This is a genomic window from Bacteroides sp. 2_2_4 (assembly GCF_000157055.1).
Classification (GTDB): Bacteria; Bacteroidota; Bacteroidia; order Bacteroidales; family Bacteroidaceae; genus Bacteroides; species Bacteroides ovatus.
Map to the genome: position 1 here is coordinate 112,925 of NZ_EQ973366.1, position 19,038 is coordinate 131,962.

At 46.8% G+C, this 19,038-nt stretch carries 13 protein-coding genes and 1 pseudogene; 1 reads left to right on the forward strand and 13 read right to left on the reverse strand.

The genetic code is table 11. The features are described 5' to 3' along the window. From BSCG_RS05870 to BSCG_RS05820, 11 genes are all read right to left on the reverse strand, one after another. The gene (locus tag BSCG_RS05870) at nt 1-1,164 is read right to left on the reverse strand and encodes a fibronectin type III domain-containing protein (RefSeq protein ID WP_025867460.1); all 1,164 of its coding nucleotides are present in this window, start codon (nt 1,162-1,164) and stop codon (nt 1-3) included. 15 nt (nt 1,165-1,179) lie between these two features. Next, entirely contained in the window at nt 1,180-2,373 is a 1,194-nt protein-coding gene (locus BSCG_RS05865) for a DUF4856 domain-containing protein (protein WP_008776947.1), read from the reverse strand. Nucleotides 2,374-2,388: 15 nt separating this feature from the next. Then, nucleotides 2,389-3,015: a hypothetical protein gene (locus tag BSCG_RS05860; RefSeq protein WP_008776948.1), complete on the reverse strand. Its 627-nt coding sequence runs from the start codon at nt 3,013-3,015 to the stop codon at nt 2,389-2,391. Nucleotides 3,016-3,064: 49 nt separating this feature from the next. Further along, nucleotides 3,065-4,096, reverse strand: a complete 1,032-nt coding sequence (locus BSCG_RS05855; protein ID WP_008776949.1) for a DUF4302 domain-containing protein — start codon at nt 4,094-4,096, stop codon at nt 3,065-3,067. Nucleotides 4,097-4,102: 6 nt separating this feature from the next. Then, entirely contained in the window at nt 4,103-5,074 is a 972-nt protein-coding gene (locus BSCG_RS05850) for a putative zinc-binding metallopeptidase (RefSeq protein ID WP_008776950.1), read from the reverse strand. A 34-nt stretch (nt 5,075-5,108) separates the two neighbouring features. Continuing rightward, the gene (locus tag BSCG_RS05845; protein WP_008776951.1) at nt 5,109-6,638 is read right to left on the reverse strand and encodes a RagB/SusD family nutrient uptake outer membrane protein; all 1,530 of its coding nucleotides are present in this window, start codon (nt 6,636-6,638) and stop codon (nt 5,109-5,111) included. Between the two features lie 11 nt (nt 6,639-6,649). Continuing rightward, nucleotides 6,650-10,024 (reverse strand): SusC/RagA family TonB-linked outer membrane protein, encoded by a 3,375-nt coding sequence (locus BSCG_RS05840; RefSeq protein WP_008776952.1) that lies wholly within the window; start codon nt 10,022-10,024, stop codon nt 6,650-6,652. A gap of 55 nt (nt 10,025-10,079) precedes the next feature. Next, nucleotides 10,080-12,335 (reverse strand): TonB-dependent receptor family protein, encoded by a 2,256-nt coding sequence (locus BSCG_RS05835; protein WP_032849702.1) that lies wholly within the window; start codon nt 12,333-12,335, stop codon nt 10,080-10,082. Nucleotides 12,336-13,668: 1,333 nt separating this feature from the next. Beyond that, nucleotides 13,669-14,298 (reverse strand): recombinase family protein, encoded by a 630-nt coding sequence (locus tag BSCG_RS05830; RefSeq protein WP_025867462.1) that lies wholly within the window; start codon nt 14,296-14,298, stop codon nt 13,669-13,671. Nucleotides 14,299-14,456: 158 nt separating this feature from the next. Next, on the reverse strand, nt 14,457-15,617 hold the full coding sequence (locus tag BSCG_RS05825) for a tyrosine-type recombinase/integrase (protein WP_008776955.1): 1,161 nt from the start codon (nt 15,615-15,617) through the stop codon (nt 14,457-14,459). Continuing rightward, a complete protein-coding gene (locus BSCG_RS05820) occupies nt 15,614-16,825 on the reverse strand; it encodes a site-specific integrase (RefSeq protein WP_224262843.1) in 1,212 nt (403 codons plus the stop codon). Before BSCG_RS05820 ends, BSCG_RS05825 begins: the two co-directional genes overlap by 4 nt. A 515-nt stretch (nt 16,826-17,340) precedes the next feature. On the opposite strand from BSCG_RS05820, the gene BSCG_RS05810 reads away from it, so the two are divergent. Then, nucleotides 17,341-17,673, forward strand: a complete 333-nt coding sequence (locus BSCG_RS05810; RefSeq protein ID WP_008776959.1) for a helix-turn-helix domain-containing protein — start codon at nt 17,341-17,343, stop codon at nt 17,671-17,673. A gap of 52 nt (nt 17,674-17,725) precedes the next feature. On the opposite strand, the pseudogene BSCG_RS05805 reads toward BSCG_RS05810, so the two are convergent. Both BSCG_RS05805 and BSCG_RS05800 read right to left on the reverse strand, forming a co-directional pair. Then, a pseudogene (locus BSCG_RS05805) lies at nt 17,726-18,445 on the reverse strand (hypothetical protein). 4 nt (nt 18,446-18,449) lie between these two features. Further along, the coding region (locus BSCG_RS05800; protein ID WP_032849703.1) for a relaxase/mobilization nuclease domain-containing protein at nt 18,450-19,038 on the reverse strand (589 nt) is incomplete at its 5' end.

Here is a 19,038-nt window from a genome sequence, read left to right on the forward strand (position 1 = left end):
CTAATCCACATTCAATTTGTATTCTATATCCCATTTGCGTTCAGGCGTCTCTGTGATTTCGATTTGCAGGATATGCTGCCCCTTGCCCGTGAAGATAATGCTACCATTAACAGGCGTCACAGGCATTCCGTCTACCCTGTATATGATTTTGGCGTCGGGATCGGCCAAATCGTGATAGAACAGCCGCAGTGTGCGGGGACAGGTTCCGACCTCACGCACTGTGTACAAATAAGGAACGCGATCTTCCTTGTCAATGCCCGTATTCATCCGTTGGGTCTGTTGCGTGAGCGGAGCAGAAGGAGCCGATATATCCGACCCCTTGACAGAACACACGCTGAACTGATAGGATTTGCCCGGTTCGAGTCGCTCGACGATATAGGATGTCCCTTCTGTAGTAGCCACTTTTTCTCCATTCATTATGATTTGATAGCTTACATTTTCTTCGGCAATGGCATTCCACGACAGCTCCATTTCTCGCTGCTGCGGTCTGACCACGACATTGGAAGGCGCTTCGAGCGCCGCTGAGGGTTTCCCCTCTTTGGTCTGCACGAATGAGATGTCGTCGATAAGAATGCAACCGCCGGATTCTGCCGACTTGTAATCGTTTTCAATATAGAGGCCCACTCCAGCCTTGTCTACTCCAGCAGGAGCCTTGAATGTAAATGTCTTCTGTTGCCACTGATCCGAGAAATCCGTTGCTTTTTCTTTGTCGCGCGTCTCTTTCTTTATGGATGTCGTGCCCTTATACCAGTCTACCGTTACCGTGATATTGGGATTCTTGACATTACCCTTATACCAATAGGTAAGGCGGTATTCTCCGCCAGCCTCAATCGCGATGTGATAAGGGTTGAAATTCTCGTCGCGCGAGAAGAACGAGCCCCCATTGGGATATACTTTCACGGCGAATACACCGCTGTGCGCATCCTTGATTCTCGTATAGAACAACGACGAGTTGAAAGACCAATAAAGCGGTTTTTGATAAGGATCAAAATAGCCGGGAGGTTCTTCCTCCTCATCCTCTTCGTCGTCTTCTCCTGATGGAGGAGGCGTAACTTTGGCGTATTCTTCAAATCCGCCATTGGGAATTAGTTCTTTCCCCAACTGTGCCTTCGCCGTAAACGAAAGCGACAATAATAATAAAATGAAATAGATTCTATGTATCATTCTGTGTGAAGTTTGCTAATTGGAATGTTTAATATCGTCGAGTGTCAGCCCATAGCATTTACCGATGGCCGCCGCCACATTCTTGAGAGATCCTTCGGTCGATTCCGAGCCAAGCAGCCGCTGTTTGTCCCACAATCCGCTGCCGGCCGTGAGCTGTGCGATGAAATGTGTTGCTTCTTCGTAGGAAAGGTAGGGATTACCCGAGGCCTGCAAGGTGAATTGCAGTCCGTAAACGGCACCGCAGCCCTTGGAAAGAAACACCAAGGCATTGTTGATGTCTTCATCTAAGTTGACAAGGGTTATCTCGCCGACCAGCAGGCTCATAGCCCGCACGGCAGCCACTTTCGACAATTCGTCCCTAATAAGCAGCAACTGAGCTTGCACTTCCTCATAGCGAAACTCGGTGAGCGCCTGACGGCCGATTGCAAAGGCATTGTAGATCTTAATTCGGCTTTCGCGCAACACAGACAGGCCGCTTGTCTGTATGAAGGGCAGCCAATACTGATAATAGCCATAGGCAAGGTCCCAGTGGTGTTCAAGTTCCGTATAGTTCCGTCCCGGGAGTAGTGTTGTGCTTTCATGTTCACGGCGTAGTCGGGTGTCGTTGTATAGACTGTCGTTGAGATGCGTATTGAGGATCTTATCCAAATAGCCCCCCCCCCATACGATGCCATTGAACAACTCTGCCACTATCACTCCTTTCTCGTTGGCGAAGGCAATGTTGACATCACCGATATTCGTGCCCACATATCCGCCTTGTCCGGGTTTTGCCTTGCGGTTGCGATAAGTTCCGGGACTCGGCTTAGACAGTCCACTCAACACGCCCGTTGTCTGAAAGATGTCTTCCACATCTTTCAGTATGCGTGCCCTGTCGGCCTTGTGCAGAGGAGACGACGCCAGCTCTTCCTTGGGCTTCAAGCCGAACTCTCCATTGCAGAAATAGTCCTGTACCTTGTCCATATTGGCCTGATACATTATCGAAGCGATTTTGAGATAACTGTTGTAAATATAGTCAAGCGGATCGCGCAGAAGGCCGCATTCCAGATAGTCTATACTGCTGCTACCATTGCGTTTGAATTGATAGGTCGGATCAGGGATCTGCGGTTCGCGATAAGCAGACTCCACGGTCTCACCCCCCCATTGATCGCACGAAAGGAATGTCAATGGAGCCAAGAGCAACATGATGTAAATTGCAATGTTCTTTTTCATATTTCTAATATTATATTAAGGAAGAATGATGTAGCCACAGAACGGAGCCTTGATTTTGTCAAGGCCTTCTTCGTTCTGATGCTCGTTCACGCTCAGCGGCTTCACAATAGTGAACCCGTCTTCGGATATGGCAGAGATGGTAGCTTTTACAGACGATCCACGCGGCCCCACTCCGTTGACACAGAGATACATCGGGTAACCCGATTTGGCCGCGAATGTGATGGTTTGCTCCTTACCGTTGGTCAGAAACAGATGTGCCGTCTCGTCGCCATTATTGCTTGATACGATACGCAACTGCTTGTCGGGAGCGATGTAATGAATCGTATAGCGGGAAGAGATATCGTCCTCGCCTACAAGTTGCCCCAGAATATCCACTTCATTGAACGAGCAAGTAAGCGTTACTTTATATTCCCTCACATTCTCGGTAATGTCCACTCCTGGATATACATAGTCCGAAACTGGTGCGTCGGGATCGCCCAATTGCACGATTTGGTCTTCATAGGAGACCTTCGGCTTTTCAATACCGGGAAATGGGAACAGCTTCTCATAGTCCTCATCGGCATAATCTTCACTGCTTCTCGAACAACCCAGCGTGAGCAGGGTCAGGCCTATCAAAGTGTATTTTGTCAAGTTTATCTTCATTGTCTGTTGTCCTTGTTTCTATGATGTATTTTTTTTATGTTCTCACTTGTCATTCTACGGGCTCGTCCCATATTTCCGCTTCGAGTCCTGTGAACTCTCCTTCGGGATGCAGGTGCTTGCTCACTAAACGGATGCTACGCAGCAACGGGTCGTAGACCGATACCAGTTCAGCCACAAATCGGTTGCCCTTACGCTGAAAGTCGAAAAACATGGTCTTACTGTCGTAGCGCAGACCAGCTCTGAATGTTATGCCGTGCTCTGTCCCGGCATATCCAGAGCCAAGGCCGGTCATCTCTTTGGCAGGGTAGCCCGGGATGGGATTCTTCTTTTGGGTGAAAAGGAAGAGATAGTATTTCTTTTCCTTGATTTCCTTGAGCAAAGCCTGATTGGTCTCCACATTGCGCTTGATGTAGATGTCGCTCCGGAAATAGGTGCGTCCGCCCCTATGTATAAGGAGCTGCGGATTGACCATCTGCTCAAAGAATGTGCGATTATCATAAGCTTTCCGCACGAAGCCTGTTGTCTCCTCTGCGCTTCTCAGCTTGGTGAAGACTATGTATTCGCGTGCCGGCTGCAGGTAAGTAGCCGTGCGAAACACCAAGTCTCCATCCTCATTCTTGCCCATATAAAGGAAATCTGAAGCTCCGGCAAAGCGGTCGTTCACGAGTCTGTGTATATAGTTATATGTAGAGAAACTCAATTGGGTGAAGCTGTTTCGGCCGATAAGGTATTCGCTCTTCACGGCCTCAGCCGCTGTTTGGTCGGTGAAATCTGCCCACATCTCTACGGTATTGTCAGCCGCAAACTTCATCGTGAAGCAGTCGCCGCCATAACCGTAGTGCCCCCTGAATCCATGTTGAGAGATCAGTTCCGACGGATTGGAGAACAACAGCGAGTCGGTTTTGGGAAAATAGAGTACCCGCCAGCCATAAGGCGCATTCACAAGTTCGGCTTTCAAGGCTGTAATACTCTCGCTGCTGCGTTGCGAAGGAGATTTATCGAACACATCGTCCTTGGAAGAACAAGCTGCCAACAACAAGGCCGCCAATACAAGACAGTATTTCATATATCTGTTATTCATTTTTTCTTAATGTTGTTTTATATAGGCATTGATTCTGCGAACACTGATCACTTGCATCTGCTTGAGATTGATATGCCAGCTTTTCTGCACATATTCATTGACGAAGGCTTGTTTTTCCGTAAATTCCTTATAAGCCTGTTCTGCCTCTTTGGCATAACGCGCATTCACTTCCGGGTCGACATCCGTATCAGGCGTCTTTGCCGTAACGGTAGCGTCATACACCTCTTTAGGCGTACTGGTGAGCGTGGCGCTGATGATTTCAGCAAAGTCGTCTTCAGCCGAAAGGAACGAGAGCATTGTATAGAATCCTCGCTTATTGGCATAAGCATCCAGTCCGAACTTCTCTTTTCCAGTAGAGGCATAGCCCAACTGGGCTGCTATCAACTCGGTAGAACCCGTATAACGATGCCCGCTGATGGTGAAAAATTTATCACGGTCGTAAGCGATGAGCTGCATAAGACGCTTGGCCAGTTGATGGTGTACGCTGCGCATGAGTACGAACATCTTGTCGGCATCGCCCGGATTGAAGTCGTTCACATTGTACAGGCACATCTCCGCTGCCGTGAGCTGCGGATTATTGAGGCGCTCCACCCCGTTCTCATCGGGATTTCCACCGCCATAGAGATACAGCTTGATGGGCAGACGACCGAGCAGGAAGTCTGCTCCTCCCACTTCTTTCAGTCGATAGGTCTCTAAACCTAATTCTCTCACAGCCTCGAGTATCGCACGCACATTCTCTAATTTGGGTGGATAAATGAATGTACCCGTAGAGCCGGTATTCTTTTCCCAGCGATAGATTACCTCAATGCCGTAGGGTTTGGTGATATTGTCGAGTATCCAATTATCCAGCTGCGTGGTTTCTATCTGCTGCTTACCGTCGTCAATCACGCTTCTGTCGCTCAGTTTCTCTTCGTCGCATCCTGTGAGAGTGAGTGCCGTGAGGAGCAGAAGAGTTGTCTTTCTTATCTTTATTTTCATTGTCTTACTTTATCTGTTTGGATGTTGATAGGATTTATCGGATTGGTTCCTGGCGCTCGCGCGGATTGGCGGCAAGACCTCTTTGAATGGCTTCGGTTGGTATCTGGAGCACTTTTCTGGGGTCTTCTTTTTCCAGCGGGAAGTAGTAGGAACTCTTCGACGAGCGTTTTACGGCCAAATGGAAACGCCGTATGTCGAACCAGCGCAGACCCTCCTGATAGAATTCTTTCTGCCGGAAATCAAGGAAGAGTTTCACCATGGCCAGCTGTTTTAGTGTCAACCCGTAGAAAGGAGTATAGATATTATAATTGTCGCTGTTTGTAGATGTATACACGGCACGGTCTACGGAGGGCATAAACCCGAACTTTCCCTGCATATATTGCAGTAAATCGTCGATGGCATGGCTGTAATTCTTCAACATGGCATAGGCTTCCATCCGGTTTAAGAGCACCTCGTCGACGGTGAAGAGCACATTCGTTACATAAAGTCCACGGGGCTTTGTGCCGATGCTTTCGGAGGTAGAAAGCTCGTCGAACTTGGCCAAATAGCGACCGGTAGTAACAGGAGCGGTTGACGAAGTGAAGATATAGGTACCTATGAAGTTCATCTTTGCATAATCTCCCCCGCCCTCAATGCCCTTTTGAGCAAAAATCTTGTCTACCGTATTGAATGTGGAACCATATTTCTCGCTGGGCGTAGTACGTGCCAGACGCGACTCTGTAGTGGTCAGCAACAAGTTCGCCGGCTCGCTCGCAGCGGCATATCTGCGATAGAGACTTCTGTGGTTGAACTCGAATACGTCGGCATATTGCCGCCAAGGGCGGAGCTGTGTCTTGGGATCTCCGCCAAGAACATAGTCCGCATATGCAATGACCTCTTCCCATTCTCCCTTCATCAGGTAGAAGCGAGAGGCAAAGGCATAGGCTGCTTTCTTATTGAAATGAAACTTAGGATGCTTATAATAGATGTCTGAAACTAAGGATATGCCCAATTTCAAATCCTTTTCGATTTGGGCATAGACTTCGTTCACCGTACCTCGCTGATAGTCTACCAAAGCATTTTTCTCAGGTTTCGTAATATAAGGAATGCCCGGATTGGTCGTTTTTCCCCCATAAGGTTCCGACCAGATGTTGACCAACATAAAGTGCAGGTAAGCTCGCAACAGGAAGGCCTCTCCATACAAGGCCTTTACACGTTCGCTCTTGGGATAGCGACTCAGTAGTTCCAAAGCCTTATTGGCCTGTGCGATGCCCTTATAGCAGGCATTCCAATAGTTCAAAGGCGTATCGAGGTCTTCCTGATCGTAGTCCTCCCAAAAGAACATGGACTCATTCAGCCGCGAATGTACACCGTTGACACGCTCTTCCACATTATCGGTGCGAGGCTCCAGAAAGGGGATATAGCTTGCCTCGGGATAAGCTCCTGTAAGCAGTTCCGCAATCTTTTCCTCGGAGTCAATATCAACATTCAGTTCTGAATCGGGACTTTTATCCAGGAAGTTGTTACAGCCGACGAATAGCCAAGCTGCTGTCGCAAATAGCAACAATGATATATTTCTTTTCATATTTCTTCTTGTTAAAAACCTATGTTCAATGTTACAGTATACTGTTTAGGCGTAGGAAGCGACACCCCACCCGACTTATAATACTCCGGATCCTGTCCTTTGAGCTTCTTATCTGAATAGATCAGGAACGGATTGGTGATATTCAGGCGTAGGTTTGCTGCGTGCAGCCTCACCTTTTTCAGAAATTTATCAGGCATGTTATATCCCAACGAGATATTCTTCATCCGCACAAAACTTCCGTCGGCCACCATCTGCTGCGAGTAATTATATGTGTTATAGGCACGCTCGATATTCTCCTTACCTACTTTTGCAATCAGTTCCTGAGAAGGAAGCGCGGGAACATCGGTCTTGAACTCATCGCCCGGATTGAGCCAACGGTTGTAATAAGATTTGGAGAAGACATTCAAGTCGCCGAACTCGGGGTCGAATGTAGGGTTCAGACGAATCTTATTGCCTGCCTGCATCGTTATGAAGAACGAGAATTCCCAATCTTTATATTTAAATGTGTTGGACAAGCCACCTATCACTTGCGGCTCTATCGGTCCGTGATACAGCAGATATGACTTGGCATACTGCGTATCGAGGAAGTCAGCTCCAGCAATATTTGAGTATTCTCCTTGGCTGGATGGATAAAGCCCGAAGTCGAATGTGGGCAGTCCGTTGTTGTTCAGACCTTGGAAATTAAACGAGAAGAGCGAACCTCTCGGATAGCCCACGATGTTTCCACGACCTCTTCCCGCCACCATATCAAAAGCATTCGGCGTGTTCTGCAGGCGCGTAATCTTTTGATCCATTGCACTCAATGTGAGGCTAGTACTCCAACTGAAGCCGTCCGTTACGATATTTTTGGTATGTAGCCCCAACTCTACGCCTCGCGTGCGCATGTCGCCGAAGTTGGCATATTTATAATATTGACCGCCCACGCCAGAGGTGCGCACAAGGTCTATCAGGTCGAAAGTGTTACGCTGATACACATCCAATGTCGTGCTGATGCGGTTATTGAACAGTCCCAGTTCCGCACCGATATTCAGCTCATACATTTTTTCCCATGTCAGGTCTCTGTTTTCCAAATGCAGGATATTGAATTTATTCTCCCTATCGTTGAAGTTATGGCGATTCACAATGCCGCTTTTGTAAATGGAATTAGCATTGATGGCCTCTTCGTTCATTTTGGCCGTGAGGCCGTAACTGACGCGCAAAGCCAGTCTGGAAATCGTCTTATTGTCTTTCATAAAGGCCTCCTGGTCGATGTTCCATTTGGCTCCCACATTCCATGTGGGCAACCACAACGCACGCGCTCCTTTGCCAGAAGTATTGGAGCCTTCGCTGTTGAACACCATATTGAAGACATATTTACCCGCATAGCCGTAGGTTCCATTAAACGAGAAAGTAACCCCCCGGTCGTTTCTCTTGTGCAGATTGAAATAATCGTTACCCTCGCCTATCAGTTTGCTGAATATCAATGGATTGGTGTAGACTTGATTTCCCCTGTCGTACTGAATGCCATAACCTTGGAAAGGATTGACCGTGCGCACAGCCGATCGTACCTCGGTAAAGGCAAAAGCCTTTAAATCATGCTCGCCCATACGCTTATCGAAATCAAGGGCGATGCGAGCCAAGACGCTTTTCAGCGAGGCTTCCGTCTTGTTTAGTATACCTCCATGGGTCAGCCCGACCTTGGGTTGGAGCTGCGGATTGTCTTTATCGTGCACCAGATAGATGTTCTGCTGAGCGACAAACGGATTTTCATTGGCTCTGAAAGCCTGTACTATATTCGAGGCTTCATGTACTTCGTGGGTCGTACTGGTATATGCTTGTCGCGTAGACAGCAGGGTTTTGATAGCGATGTCGTCGTTCAGCCTATAAGTAGCTTCACCCTGTATCTTGAAATCCAGCACATCTATGTTCATCTTGTTATTGGCATATTCGTTGAAGATGTTGAATGGCGCCCAGTTATTGCGGTAGTACTCAAGACTCCCGTCTTCATTATAGGGGCGCAGAGTGCGACTTGTTCCGAGAGCATACGTGAATGGATTGATGTCGAAATCGCGCTCAAATACTCCAAGCGTATTGTTCTTGCGCTGCGGCATCGTGCCCGGCGCCTTCTGCGAACGGATGTTACCCTGTGCCGTGAGCATAGCCGTGAGCTTATCGTTTATATAAAAGGTATTCTTCACATTGGTCGTAAGTCGGCGCACCTTGTCGGTAACGGTCCATCCCGCATCGTGATAGAAACCTATCGACGCATAGGTAGCCGTGTTCTTGCCACCGCCCGAAAGCGTTATCACATGATTAGTGATGGGCTTCATCGTAAAGAGAAGATCAAACCAGTCGGTGTTGGCATATTCGTGTTTGCGCAGGAAATCCATCCTTGCCTCGGGCGTATTGGGTAGGTAATAGGTGCCCGTTGCCGGATTGACGGTACTCACTCCCTTGTATAATTGATAATAGATTCCGCTGCGTCTTCCGTAAAGTGAATTGCTGATACCGAAATAGCCCTTGTCGTTCATCTCCTGATAGAGCGACATCGTTTCCTGCGAATTGAGCAAGTCGAATTCGCTATAACGAGGTTTCAGGCGCACGGTATTCTCCGTGGAGTAAGTTACCCGCAGGGGAGATTCCCTCCTACCCGACTTGGTGGTAATCACAATCACGCCGTTCAAAGCCCGAGCACCGTACACCGATGTGGCCGAAGCATCTTTCAACACCTGTATGTCCTGTATGTCGGCCGGGTTAAGTCCCGATACGGCCGAGCTGATGAGTGTCACGGCATCGCCCGATGCCAGTTGGTCGAGACTGAGGTGTACAAGGTCTTCATACACCGCACCGTCGATAACCCACAGCGGCTGCACATTGCCGATGATAGAGGCGCCACCCCGGATATTGATACGAGGCGCCGATCCGAATGTACCCGATATGTTCTGTATCGACAGGCCGGGCACGCGTCCTTCGAGCATTCGTGATACATCGGCGACACCCTCAAGCTTGATGTCATCCATCTTTACCGATGTGGCAGCGCCGGTGTATACCCGGTTACGGATGTTCTGATAGCCTGTTACCACGACTTCGTCTATTTGCCGACTGTCGTCTTTCAGCACGATATTCAATGGCTGCCCACCGACTTTCACCCGTTGTGTGAGCATGCCGATGTAACTTACCTGTAATGTCTGTCCCGGCACAGCCTTGATGGTGAAGTTTCCGTTTACATCAGACACGGCCTTTGCCTTGGTTCCCAACACCTGCACATGCACTCCGATGAGTGTTTCGCCCTGCTCGTTCCTCACCGTTCCCGTAACGGTTCCGGCTGTTTGCGCCACCGCGGTGAGAAGCGTGAACAACAACAAGACGGTTGTCAATGCTTTCTTTATGTTTATAAGTCTATACATTCTTTTTTTACAATGATGATTCTACTTGCTTTATTGACTATAATCTGCCTTTGCTTTACAGATGCAGCTGGACGCCCCCGTAGATGCCAAAAGGATGGCCGGCCCTCAATCCGGCGGGATGGCGTGATACCAAATATTTCTTATTGGCCAAGTTGATGGCATTCAGTGTGATGGTGATATTCTTATTGATATGCCCTTTTAGCGAAGCGTCCAAAATCAGATGGGCGGGAATCTTCTCACGCTCGGCAATCTTTCCATGCCCCGGCGTGGTGCGCATATCACCATTATAGCGTGCTCCGAAGTTTGCTTCCACCCATTTATGCTCGATGCCTATCTGAGCATTGAAAGCGTGCTTATATATATAAGGTATCTCGTCACCATAAACCACATTTCCCCAAGCCGAACTTATGAAATCGTTCTTCATCTCGGTATTGGTGTATGTGTAGGAAAGCTGAATGGGCAGCTGGACGGCGAAATGCCTGGGTAGCGGCAGATAATGGAACATTAGTTCCAAGCCGTTTACCATAGCCTTACCTACATTGAACTGGTCGAGCGTGCCTTGTCCGCCCTGTGCGGCCAAGTCGCTTCCCAGCATATTGGAATAGTTATTGTTAAAGACGATGGCCTCGAACTTCATCTTTTGCGTCGTCAGGCGCAGTCCGGCTTCCACATTCACACTGCTTTCAGGTTTTTGGTTGAGCACGGCGCTGGGCGGTGCGAACCCCTTGTGAATTCCTCCGAAAGCCGAAAGGACAGACAGTACCTTCACATTGAATCCTAATCCCGGCAACAAAGCATGTGCGTGGTTGGGTGTCTCAATGCGCACCTTGCCCGTACGACGCGGATCGGCCTTGGTATAATTGCGATTCAGCAGTTCCACATCCTCATAGCGCATACCGACTGTGAGCGTGAGAATGCCTTTCGACCATTTTCCCAGCCAATAGCCCGACCAGGCATGAGCCGTGGTAATGCGGTTGGCATTGTCGCCCGGCTGTCCCGCCAAGAAAAGACTCATACGCCCGCCTTGTATCGCATAAGCATCGTCTTGCTGGAATCGGTCCTCACTGTCGGCATGATAGCGCACGCCCAGCTCCGCGGTGAGATAGCCACCGCCCAGCATCATACGATACTCACCCTTCGACTGTATGCCTCGCGAGCGGTACACACGATGATTGGCGCGCAGCATCAGCGCCTCGCCGATGTAGTCTTTCTTGCCCGTAACAATATTGAAATAGTCTCGATTGGTCTCCGGATCAGCCAGCACGGCATCGATCGAACGGCGTTCGGCCTTGGTAATGCCTGCCCTCACCTCGTTCAGTTTATACCAGTTGCGGAAGAAATAGTTATAATATAAGTTTGTGGTTATCTTAAATTTGCTGCCAGCCTTTATCAGATAGGTAGCCACCCATTGGGTATGACGGGTCTTTAAATTATCTTTCTGCGCACCAGCATAGCGGAAGTAGGGACGCATGGCGAAATCGCTTTCCGATAATCCCAGATAAGTCTCGTCAGAAGTCTCATTCGCAAACCCAAACTTCAGTTCGAACAAATGGTTGAGTCCTTCATCCCTATTGGTCTGTGCCGAGAACTTTGTTATCAGGTCGTTGCGCTTGAATCCCGTGCGCTCGTTCGGCTCATCCTTGCGGAAACCATCCGACTGATAGCGCAGATATTCCACCAGAAAGCCCGTATATTTAAAGCGGTTGCCTATGCTTGCATACGACTTGAGCGTGTTGTAGCTGCCGTAAGAGGTGTTCAACTTGGCGGTGAATCTCGAGGGAATGGGCGTCGACACCATATTAATAGCGCCACCGGTGGTAAACGGACCGTATTGCACCTGACTGCTCCCCTTCAGCACCTCGATGGCATACATGCGCCCGGCATTGGGGAAATAATAGGCCGCGGGAGCGGCATAAGGCGCCGGAGCAGCCAACACTCCGTCCTCCATGAGTGAGATACGCTCGCTTCGCTCGGCTTTCGTACCACGCAGGCTGATGTTCGGCCGCAATCCGAAACCGTCTTCTTCATACACGTTCACTCCCGGCACGCTCTTGAGCATACGGTTGATGTCGGTATAACCAAACTTTCCTAGTTCCTCCGGAGAGATATAATAAGCCGCCCCCGTACGGTTGCGGACCTCAAACTTGCTACCCAACATCTGATTGGATCGCACCACCACCTCTGTCAACCTGTACACCGAATCGGTCATCGCACTTCTTCTCTCTGTTTTTGTGCTTTGTTGCGTCTGGGCACACACGCCTAAGGGTGTCAGTGCGAGAAGCAGAAGCAGCATTCTTCTTATATAATGCATAGTAAATTTATTAGACCTATGATGCTTTCTCATCACTGAGAACTCCAAGCCTCAACGATGGCACCCAAATATTGTTTGCCATCAAGCAGATAAGTCGATTTTAAATCATTTGTTAAATTTTGCGCAAATTTAATTGAAGTTATTTGATCCCGCAATACCTATTTCTTGGTATTTATAGCAAAGCCCTTGCCTCATACATCGGGTTAGACCAAGCAAAACCGGCCGCATCAAGCGTCTCTCTTTCTCTTTTGAGACGAATACGCGTCATACGGATGCCTTTTCTTGTTTGTTCAAAGAGATACAATATCTGTATGTGCTCCACAACGAGCAGCCGTACAACCTCTTGTCTGATTCAATCTTTTCTTGTTTTACTCTTGTCCAGAGTACGTAGCGTGGACCAGCTAGGACTAATCCACGGTATTTCCTTATCGCTGTTATCTAAATATTTACCTTTTGTACTGATAGTCTGTGTAGCAGAAATGTAGCAGCAAACAGACTGGTTTATGACCGCTATTTTGACTATCTGTTGAAAGCACACTCACTCCCATTCTCGGAGTACAAAGTTAGATCTTTTTGTTTACCCCAAATCTTTATGCCATAAATATTTAGATATTTTACTGCTACACTATCCTGTTTTACAATACGGAACGACCCCATAGAAGTATAGGCATGCAAACGCCAGAGGTTGCACATTTGCAGGAAGGTCCTCAAAAAAGATGTTGGAGAAATCCCTGGGAGGCAAAACTGCCCAGTCCTATGGAATAGGTTTTCTTAGCCATATGCACTTCCTGAAAATAAAATGACGAGATCACCTATAAAGCAACCTCGTCTGAATCTACTTTCAGTGTAGTGCTAAGCCTATTGCTGGCGGGTTGCTCCTCAGCAGAGCACGTTTCCTCTTCGGCTTATGACTGCAAAGATATATTTTTTTCTTGAACTATTTATAGTTTCAAGGCTAAGCTATTAAATTTGCGTTCATATCGGAGATAGGCGTTCTTGGTCCTAAGTCTAAATTACTGTAAAGCCATTCAGTTCAATGAAGGCTAAATGTAAACCGATTTAGTTCACTCAACATTAAGTGTAAAGTTGATTAGTGAACCTATATTAAGAGTGTAAAACGAATTAGTTAATCGTACTCAAATCTGTCAAGCCTTTCTAGTGATAGTCACTGCTGTTCTGCAAGCACTACTTTTAGCCTGTTTAGATTTGCCATAGCGTAAAACATTTTAATTTAAATGCAAATTTATTCAATTTGGCTGAAATTGCCAAAGATTTTTCACTTTTTTAGCATAAAATATTTGGTTGTAAGTGAGTCACTACTGCATAGTACACTTCATGTAAACAGTTTCTTCACTCTTTGAACCGTACTTATACCCTTGCCACTCAACTTTGCCACATCCCTTATGGAATATCCTTTGCGGAGCAGATTTATTACTTCCCTATATTCCGTTTTCATCTGCTCTACTGTCTTTACCGAGCCGACCTTGCGACCAAGTTTTCCGTCTTTCTCTATATACCGCTTTCTGCCTGATTGCAAACGGAACGAGATATTTTCACGTTCCAATTGCGCACAGGTAGAAAGCGTGGCTATCATTATTGGGGCGAAGAGGGACGGATGTCCATCATCGTCCAATAAAGTAAGCTGCTCCTTTTGTATATAGAGGTTGATGCCACAGTCAATGAGTTCCTTGACAGAGGCAAGAACCTCAAACGCATTGCGACCTAACCTTGACAGCTCGCTGACAAGAAGAATGCCTATGCGTTTTTCCTTGCAAAAAGCTATTGCCTCACACAACACTGGACGCTCCTCATTCTTCCTCGCGCCAGAGATATGCTCCTCAAAGACTTTACGGACTTCGATATCTTTATACTTTGCATACTCCGACAAGTCCTTGACCTGTCTTTCCGTGCTCTGCCTGTCACCAATACTGGAGACACGAGCGTATATTATTCCTGTTGTCATTTTTATCAAAGATTAAATTGAACATGAAAAAGCCTGTGTCCAGATAAGTCTCGCAGATTTATTTGAACACAAGCGTTTTTTGAATACAGCCTGACGGCAATTTACCAACAAAAGGGAAGAAGTAAGACTTCCCCATTGTTCGCACTCTGCTATATGTCTTAATCAAACACGCCATTAAACAGATTGACCGCCTCTATCTTCTTTTCAAGAGCCACTTTTGCATAAACTTCGGTTGAAGTTATGCTTCCATGTCCCAAAACATCCTTCACTGCAGATATATCTGCTCCTGCTGAGATAGCCAACGATGCTGTCGTATGCCGTGAGCAATGGTAGGTCAAATCCTTTTCTATACCAGCCTTTTCTTTAAGCCTTCTTACGTATTTCGATACGTTGTCTGACTTCTTGACAAGGTGAAATACAAGACTTTCCGGATTGTCATCCGTCCGAGGTGGCAACAACGATTGCGCCATTTCATTGAGCGGAATAATGGCAGGACGCTTTGTCTTTCGCTGTATGATGCTGATTGTCGGCACGCCATCTATCGTTTTTATATCACACCACCTTAGATGCTGCATATCGCCAAGGCGAAGGGCAGTCATGGATGACAAACCAAATGCCAGTTGTACGGTTCGTTCATTCTCACATTCAGCTTCCACCGCCAGGAAACGTGTGAGTTCTTCGGGCGTAAGATACTCTCTGTGTTTGTCTGGAGCATGGAAGCGTTCCAACTTGTTTAGACTGTGTACAGGATTGAATTTTACAAGTCCTTCACGCATAGCCTTGTTAAATATCGCTTTGACTGTTTCCTCAAACAACAGTAATGTGTAATCAGCCAACCGTCCTCCGTTGGTCTTGATTTGGCGTTTGTTGCGATACTTGTTGCGCATATAGTCAAAAAGACCGCAAATTTCATCTTTACTGACATCTTTCAGCAGGATGTCTTTCTTATCTACTCTCCGTAAATAAGTAGCAATACGCTTGCGGACAACATTCTTATGACCTATCATCTTCTTGCAGTTGCCACAATCAACAGACCATTTGATATAGTCATCGCACCATTGTAGCCAAGTCAAGCCGTTGCCTTGTTCTTCGCTTTTGGCATTCTCTTTCTCCAATATAGGAGGGGTGAGGATGCGCTCTGCTCGTATCTCCATAGCCTTGTTGTATGTAAGCCGATTGTGCTTTGCAGCACCAACGGCATGATCGGGCAAGAGATAGAGGTGCAAGTTTTCTCTCTTACGGTAGCCACTCTCGTAGTATTCCAGATACAAGGTTCTTTTGCCTTCCGTCAGCTTACGTTCCTTGATTTCTATCTTCATTGTATTACAGGTATTTGGTCAAACATTCCGTTCACGAGGTTCACGGTTTCCAGCTTCTTCTTGTCAACAATCTTGGCGTAAATCTCCGTCATCTTGATGCTCTTGTGTCCGAGTATCTTGCTTACTACATAGATACTTGCACCAAGGGTCAGGAACATCGTAGCCGCCGTATGTCGTGAGCAATGGTAGGTTATATGCTTGGATATTCCTGCTACCTCCATCCATTCTTTCAGCACCACTTCCACTGTTGTAGATGTGATTGTCAAGTTGTGGAAGATGTTGTCTATGCCTTCTTCTCTTTTAGGCATCCACTTCTTTGTTTCTTCCGACAAGGGGATGGTTACTCTGTCCTTGGTCTTGACTTGGATATGGTCAATGTATTCCGTCTTGCCGTCAGCAGCCTTATGGATTTCACTCCAGTTCAAGGTTTTCATGTCGCTATATCGCAGACCTGTGAAACAGGAGAATAGAAAGGCTTTCTTCACCAGTTCATAACGGCATGGAGTGTTCATCACCTTCTTTATTTCCTCTATCGTCAGAAACTCACGCTCAGCCACTCGCTTCTGTGGCTTCTCCTTTGCCTCCAACAGCAAGAATGGATTTTGTTCAATCAGTCCGTCCCTTATTGCCTTTGCCAATGATGAGCCGAAATAGTTGACGAACATACGGCAAGTGGTGGTGCTGAGTTGTTTCTTTCCATCATTGTAGGTGCAAGTCTTCAAAAAAGTAATGAAGCCTTTGCAAAACTCCTTATCCACGTCTTTCAACAGAAACTCTGGCTTGCCTATATATAATAGGTATTGGTCAATGCGAGCATGAGTGTTGCGCTTGGTCTTCATGGAAGACTCAGACAACTCGGCATTGTACTTCACAAAGTCATCCATCCACTTGGTAAGTGTCATGCGTGACTTCTTCACCTTGTCCCAATCCACAAGACCCTCTCTCTGGATGTCAAGAATGCGCTGCGCCTTGATTTGCTCTGCCAACTTTCTTGTATTGGCGTTTTGCAACTTGGTAGCAGCGTTGATTTCTGGCACAAGATAGAGTTTCAAAGTCTCTTTCTTGCGCAATCCATTCTGATAAATGTCAAGATAGAGGCTGATGTTGCCACCTGCTATCTTCTTTTCTCGGATGCGCACAGGCTCCTTCAAACGGATTTCTTTCTTCTTTCGTCCCATTTTATTTCCTTTCTTTTCTGATGTTAACATATTCTTTTATCGCTGATTATCAAGCATTTAGTTTGCGATACAAAGATAATACAACGAGGGACAAAAACGAGACAAAAGTGGGTAAACAATCCGCTAATTTAGGAAAGAATAACGAACCTATCCAAAATCGGCTTTCATTCCTAATAGACTGTAAATCAGTGATATTACATCACTTTACTATCCTTTCATTTCCGATGGTTAGACCCGCTTGGGATAATTGGTGGATTTATCCAAAGGCTTTGAATGGTTGTTCAATATCAAAATAGGCGACTATTACCAAAAACATGAGGACGTGATAAAACGGAAGCCGGGCAAACTCACTGAATTTCTTAATGGACTGGCAGACCTAATCAAAAAGGAACATGATAAGAAAGGATATAGGTAATCAGCAACTTATGATTTATTTATAGGGGATTCCATTAGTTTCCCTGTAATTTCTTTGCATCCGTTTTTAGAACTTTGCTTCATCAATCGATTGACAAATAAGAATGTATAATCTGAAACATGAAGCAATTATGTATATAGAGAATGACGAATTTGGTGAATGGATGCAGAAGCTGTATGCCAAACTGGAAGAACTCTGCAAAGATGTACGGGTACTACGCAATGCAGACAGGGTACTGCCCGAAGATGACAACCTATTGGATAATCAAGACTTGTGCCTGCTGTTCAAAGTAAGCATCAAAACCCTGCAACGTTACCGGGCTATCGGTGCGCTGCCATACTTCACTATCAGCGGAAAAGTGTATTACAAGGCTTCCGATGTCCGGGAGTTCATCAAGGAAAGGTTCAGCGTCACCACGCTACGCCAGTTCGAGAAAGAACACTGTACGAAGAAAAAGAAATGAATCTGAAAAGCCGAAACGGTGAATGTGCTTCATCCGTTCCGGCTTTCCCCGTTTATGGCTTACCCAGCTTATCGGCTTCTTTCTTTAACTGTTCGGCTTGCTCGTTCAACAGCCTTGCACGTTCCAGTGCTTCCGCCTGCTTTTGGATGCGGTATTCAAAATCCATCACTGAATCGGTCAGACTTCGGATAAAGCCGTTATCCCGTTGCCACTTGAACTTGTTTTCCAGCATATCAAAAGTTTCCCCGTCTGCCTGTCCTTGCATCAGCAAATAGCGGTATTTCATATCGTTGTCCTGCAACTGCTGCATACGTTCTACCAAACGGACATTCAAGAATATAGAAGCGGAACAGAGAATCAGCACTGCCGAAAAAAGAAACAATCCCGGACGAATCCAAGAAGCGACCTTGTTGTAAATCCGTTGATAGAGCGGTAAGGGCGTAGCTTCCTCTTTATCCGTCTTGCAAGAGCCAAAAGTCTCAAGCATTACCTTGAAACAACGATAGGTTTCCAATACTATTTTCTTGGTGTCCTCGATATGTTTCTGCTGACCTTGCATCCTGTTCCTTATCTCGTCAAGCTAGCTTTGGATAGCCTGCAAATCCTTTTCGGGAACAGCCGGCTTACTGTGCAGTTCCGACAATGCCTGTTCGATTGCGTTCAGCCTTTCGAGAGTTTCCTCCCGACTGGATGGCGTTACCTGTGCTTCCTGCTTCTCTTTCAGTTCAGTAACCATTGAGAGAAGCCCCTCTAAAATCAAATTTTCCTCCATGTATTTACAGTTTAAGTTGTTTTTTCTTTTTCTTCTTCTTTCTCAAAAAGGACTCATCGGGCATTTCATCAGCCGGGGCTGACAAACCGGAGAACAGACCGCCTAAACCTGCAATAAAAGAATTATCCGTTTTGTCGGGTGCTGATACTGATTTCTGAACAGGTGCGGTAACCGTCTGCTTATTGCTTCCGGCTGTCGTCTGCCCTACATCCCCAAAACACTTATCCAGTTTGGAGAAACTGAAATTACGGTCTATCTCCGAACCCTTGAACGTGTATTCGCCTTTGGAAAAGGATATGCCCTGTATCTCGCTTGTCTGCCCCTTATACTTGAACCGGATAGTAATACCCTTTTCCGCTAACCGCTCCTGTAACTGCCGCCAGTTCTTGGACTTCCCGATTTCATTCTTTACAGCGTTGTAAATCTCGTATTTCGATTTGTCCGGCTCTTTCAAGCGGTGCTGCTTTACCTGTTCTTTCCCACCAGCGAAATAAAGCCCGTGTTTGGCTTTCAGCTTCTTGCATACCTGCTCGTTGCGGTACATATCGTTTTTGTCCGAAATGGTCTTGCCATTGTTGTCTATACGGTTGAAC